This window comes from Alkalibaculum bacchi, assembly GCF_937875145.1.
In the GTDB taxonomy this organism is placed as follows: Bacteria; Bacillota; Clostridia; order Eubacteriales; family Alkalibacteraceae; genus Alkalibaculum; species Alkalibaculum bacchi_A.
Map to the genome: position 1 here is coordinate 1 of NZ_CALNCS010000187.1, position 3,651 is coordinate 3,651.

Below are 3,651 nucleotides of genomic sequence, written 5' to 3' on the forward strand. Positions count from 1 at the left end.
GCATCCGTTGCCATGATCGCAATACTCTTTTCGTCATAACTGATCAAAACCTTTACAAATTCCGGCTTCCCCAGTTGCACAACTGCAGCTTGCGAAATTGCTACGCCTGTTCTGGAAACTGTCATAGTATTTTTACCAGCAACGAAATTAATTGGCTTAAAACTGCTTAAATCAACCATTAGTTTTCACTTCCTTCCTGAGTAAGTTTAGCACTAGTCCGTAAGAATAACAAATTCATAAACTTTTTTATTTTGTACATATTCATCGTGTATTTATTCTCCACTCATTCTAGAATGATCGAAAAGTGTTGCTAAATCATACAGTGTGATATTTTTAAATTGATATTATATATAATTATCCGATTTCAGTATATTTTATGATGTATGCAGTTTTGGCGACGAATAAGCGACAAACAGAATCAATAAAATGCATCCCTAAAAAACAGGGATGCTATTTTTATATGTATCGAATAAATTTAAGCTTAAACCTCTCACCCATTAATCCAACAAAGTCACAGGCAACAAATATTCATGTTCAAAATGATGACTTGGGTGATTAATCTTGTCAATCAGCAGATCACACAGCAATTTGGCAATTTTTTCGGTAGATTGGCGAACTGTGATCAGGTCTGGAAAGAAATTTTGGATAAAACTACTACCATCAAAGCCAGTGACCAACGGTTGATATCCTAATTTTACAGTCCAGTCTTTTATCCAAAATATTGGCATATCGAATATACCACCAAAAAGCACCATTCCTTAATGGAATGGTGCCTTCAACTTAATTATTGCGTAGCTTCACAACTGCCTTCTGTAACAACTTTTTTTGTACCATTTTTTCAATGATAGTAGTTATTTTGCCGTTACAGCCAAGACTGTGAATATTATTGCCGTGTGTGTTGATGTAATATAACATAACTGCTGCGGTTGCAAGTATTGCAGTTATGACAATCAACGCAAAAGAGCCAATTTTTTCATAAACTTCACAGCTCCTTTTCTAATATTTGTAATCAGTATAGCATTCTAGACACCTTTCGCCAAATTAAAAGCACTATTTTTTTGTATTCGTATATAATAGTATTACAGTTAATATTTATCATAAGCGGTAAAAAAACGTATTTGTTATTTTCTTTTCTAAACTATATATAATTTTTGTAGGATATTTCAAGTCCATCAGTACAACTAATTGCCATCTGCACCTATCTTGCTATTCACATCTTTAGCACCCAAATTAAAGTATTTACCTTTGTTACTTCAATTCTTTTGTCATAAAAATAGGGCACAGCCAATACGGTTGTGTCCTGTTTTTACGAGGGGGAAGTTTTAATATTCAACTATTATTCAATCTCACAGTATTTAACTAATTCAATGCCATGTTCTGCTATTAAGTCTCTTACTTCTTGAGAACATAGCAATTCTACTTCCTTAGGACGAGGAAAAGTCAAAGAAGAAGTATTAAGAATATATTCGTCCAGATATCCTGGGTGACAGATCATAAATGGAATTACATCACTATCTTTGTCTGCAATCTTGATCATCTTCTTAAAGGTTTCCATCGGTTGATAATTTGGTAGCATACTTTCACAAAATGGCATTAATTTTGAATGCTTAAACGGAATTACATCGTTGCCTGAAAAAGGCAAGTAAGCTAAATTATGACGTTTAGCTACAATTTCTAGTCCCTTAACAAAATTAGCACTTTGCACAGCATGACCTTCAAAATAGCTAGGCTTTTCTCCAACTAAATCTAAAAATTTTTGATACTGTGCCTCAATTTCTTGAACTACTTGATCCAACACTACAAAGTCTTTAGAAGCATGACGATAAATTTTAGAGCGTTTAAAACACCCATTATCATCAACTAAACTAGGTATATCTTTAGGATCACTCACAGGTCGACCATTAGAAATATCAGTATGCATCCCTAAAGAAACATCTTCATTTTTCAGTAATTCTAGACCTTGCTCGGTTGAGGGCATGTTGACCATTACCCCAACATTATTATTAATTCCATCATGAACTGTATCATAAATACCGTAGTTAACAGCTCTTGAATATCCTAAATCATCGCCACGAACCAATATCTTCTTCATAACCTACTTACTTCCTTTCATTTCTTCGTTATAAGCCATACCATCTTGAACTTTAAAGAAAGGTAAATAAGCAATCATTGATAACAAGATTAAGAATATTTCCCAAATAGTTCCACTAATACCACACATCAAAAATCCATCGACCAAAACAGGCATCGTAGCACCCATTGCTAATCTAGGTAAAGCTACCCAGCCCATTTTCATTACTAACCAAGTTAGTAATACATTAACTTGTGGTAAAAGGAAAAATGGAACAGCCATTATTGGGTTTAATACTATTGGCATACCAAACATAATAGGCTCATTAATTCCAAATAATGCTGGAGCAATAGCCAATTTACCTAATACCTTAAATCTCTTGCTCTTAGAGAAGAAGAACATATCAATAGCTAAACCAATGGTATTACCAATACCACCTAAAGATAGCAAGTAGAAGAAACCCATTGTTAAAATATTAGTCATAGGTTTTCCTGCTAAATAATTAGCTTGGTTTTGTACACCTGGTTGCATGAATAATAGCATTAACATTGGCATGATAATTTGACCACCATGAATGCCAAAGAACCAGCAAATTGATGCAAATAAAGTTAATAATTCCCAAGTCCAAATACTACCGATAAGTTCTTTAAAGGAGCGGCCAAAAGTCCGTAGAACCATTCAGAGAAAGTCTCATGTGCAACTCCATTAAAAATACCATCAATAATCAAAATAACAATAATGGCCATAACACCTGGTAACAATGAATTAAAAGATTCTGTAACCATTGGTGGTACGCCAGCTGGCATCTTAATTCCCCACTTGTGATCATGAGTAAATTTATATATTGCACCTACAATAAAGCCAACAATTAAAGCTGTAAAAATACCTTTAGCACCTAAGTAATCGAATCCAATAAATTGAGTAGGTGCCTTATTAACTTTAAATGAAGCAATTGGAATCATTAAAAAGAAACACACAATTCCAAATAAACCAGCTTGAATCGCACTTTTTCTAATATCTTCAACTACCATAAAAGCATATGCTGCACCAAAAACAACATAAACAGACATTGCATTAATAGTGAACTGATTAACAGCGTTAAACAATGACCATAGTCCATTGCTTTTAATAAAGGCTTGATAACCGCCTACTTGTAATGAACTTAATAAAGAAAATAGCGCACCTATTATGATAATAGGAATAGTAATTTGAAAGGCCATTGATACTATTTTGAAGAATTTATTATTACTAATCTTCTCAGCCAATGGCGTTAGTAATTTACTAATTTTATTAGTAAGAGCATCCATAATTTTGCCTCCCTGCAACTTTTTATTTCTTACATTTTTAGAATAATTGCATAGCGCTAATTATAAAAGCCCTTTCAAGCATTCTGAAAACTTGATACTATGATAGTATCAAAACAAAGGAGACAATTATGGATTTATTTGATTTTTCTTCACTATCTAACACTGAGTTACTGGTTTATGATTACATTAAGCAAAATATTGAACATGCTTCAGACTTTACTCTAAGAGGCGTCGCATCAGGCGCTCATGTTTCTACTGCCACTGTATTACGTT

4 protein-coding genes are annotated in these 3,651 nt (G+C 33.4%); all 4 read right to left on the minus strand.

Features of this window, described 5'->3' with window-relative positions; genetic code table 11:
* Positions 1-497: 497 nt before the first annotated feature.
* The gene (locus Q7P22_RS11000; protein ID WP_271874470.1) at positions 498-728 is read right to left on the minus strand and encodes a hypothetical protein; all 231 of its coding nucleotides are present in this window, start codon (positions 726-728) and stop codon (positions 498-500) included.
* A 608-nt stretch (positions 729-1,336) separates the two neighbouring features.
* On the minus strand, positions 1,337-2,092 hold the full coding sequence (locus Q7P22_RS11005) for a ChbG/HpnK family deacetylase (RefSeq protein WP_303864127.1): 756 nt from the start codon (positions 2,090-2,092) through the stop codon (positions 1,337-1,339).
* A 3-nt stretch (positions 2,093-2,095) separates the two neighbouring features.
* Positions 2,096-2,749: a PTS transporter subunit EIIC gene (locus Q7P22_RS11010; protein ID WP_303864129.1), complete on the minus strand. Its 654-nt coding sequence runs from the start codon at positions 2,747-2,749 to the stop codon at positions 2,096-2,098.
* Positions 2,680-3,378 carry a PTS transporter subunit EIIC gene (locus tag Q7P22_RS11015; RefSeq protein ID WP_303864131.1) on the minus strand — a complete coding sequence of 233 codons (699 nt, stop codon included), beginning with the start codon at positions 3,376-3,378 and terminating at the stop codon, positions 2,680-2,682. The genes Q7P22_RS11010 and Q7P22_RS11015 overlap by 70 nt, the downstream gene beginning before the upstream one ends.
* Positions 3,379-3,651 lie beyond the last annotated feature (273 nt).

What these genes read in the sequence shown, in the direction of transcription:
- Q7P22_RS11000 (WP_271874470.1), bottom strand. Translation starts at nt 728, where the DNA reads ATGCCAATATTTTGGATAAAAGACTGGACTGTAAAATTAGGATATCAA.
- Q7P22_RS11015 (WP_303864131.1), bottom strand. Translation starts at nt 3,378, where the DNA reads ATGGATGCTCTTACTAATAAAATTAGTAAATTACTAACGCCATTGGCT.
- Q7P22_RS11005 (WP_303864127.1), bottom strand. Translation starts at nt 2,092, where the DNA reads ATGAAGAAGATATTGGTTCGTGGCGATGATTTAGGATATTCAAGAGCT.
- Q7P22_RS11010 (WP_303864129.1), bottom strand. Translation starts at nt 2,749, where the DNA reads ATGGTTCTACGGACTTTTGGCCGCTCCTTTAAAGAACTTATCGGTAGT.